The sequence below is a fragment of the Micromonospora sp. BQ11 genome, assembly GCF_052068135.1.
GTDB lineage: Bacteria > Actinomycetota > Actinomycetes > Mycobacteriales > Micromonosporaceae > Micromonospora.
Genome location: NZ_JBQHDB010000031.1, coordinates 1 through 1,037, shown reverse-complemented (window position 1 = coordinate 1,037; position 1,037 = coordinate 1). Strand labels below are relative to the sequence as shown.

Below are 1,037 nucleotides of genomic sequence, written 5' to 3'. Positions count from 1 at the left end.
GCGCGGGTGTCGCGGCAGGGGGCGCTCGCGTCGCCGAGGCGTACGGTCGGCACGCCCCAGGGGCCCCACTGTCCGAACGGGACGGTCGGGGCGAAGAGGCTGACCACCGGCGTACCGACCGCGGCGGCCAGGTGTGCGGGTCCGGTGTTGCCGACGACCAGGCAGTGGGCGCGGGCGAGGACTCCGGCGAGGGCGGGCAGTGGTGTCCGGCCCCCCAGGTCCACCGCGACGTCACCGGCCACCCGCGCGGTGAGTTCCCGCTCGTCGGGTCCGCCGGTGACCACGACGCGGTGGCCGGCGGCGGCGAGAGCGGCGACGATCGCGGCGCTCCGGTGCGGCGGGACCGCCCGCGCGGGAACCGACGCGCCGGGGTGCACCACGACGTAGCCGGGTTCGGCCAGTGCCGGGTGCGGCAGGTCGTCCGACGTGACGTCGGGCCGCAGGCGGAGGGCGGGTCGGTCGTCGTCGGGCAGGGCGAACCCCGCCGCGGCGGCCAGGGACAGCGCCCGTTCCGGCTCCGGCACCCCCACCGGCACCCGATGCCGCACGTCCAGCAACGCACCCGGATAGTCGTCACTGATCGCCGAGATCCGCCGCACACCCACGGTCCGCAACAACAACGCCAACGGCAACGCCGACTGGTGGAAACTCGTAAAAATAACCGCCTCGTCCGCCCCGACCGCCGCCAACCTCCCCGTCAGCGCAGCGATGTCCGCCGGATCAACCGGCCCCGGAACCGGATCGATCCACGGCAGCCGGTGCTCGACGATCTCGTCCACCCCGGGCAGCAACTCGGCGGCGGCACGCCCCCGCGGCCCGCACAACATCACCACCCGATGGGCATTCGCCGCGACCGCCCGGATACCCGGCCCGGTCACCAACACATCCCCGGCCGAGTCGGAACGCACGACGAGGACCGTGCCCGCCCGACGCGGCACGCTCGCGGTCACCGCCGCCTGACGGCGCAGGATCTCGGCCACCGCCGACGGCAGATCCACCGCCACCCACGGCGCCGCATCCACCTCCTCGACCCGCGT

At 75.1% G+C, this 1,037-nt stretch carries 1 protein-coding gene; it reads right to left on the bottom strand.

Annotated features, from left to right (window positions below):
* A partial coding sequence (locus ACTMSW_RS30675; RefSeq protein WP_441184284.1) for a glycosyltransferase family 9 protein occupies window positions 1-1,037 on the bottom strand: 1,037 nt, incomplete at both ends.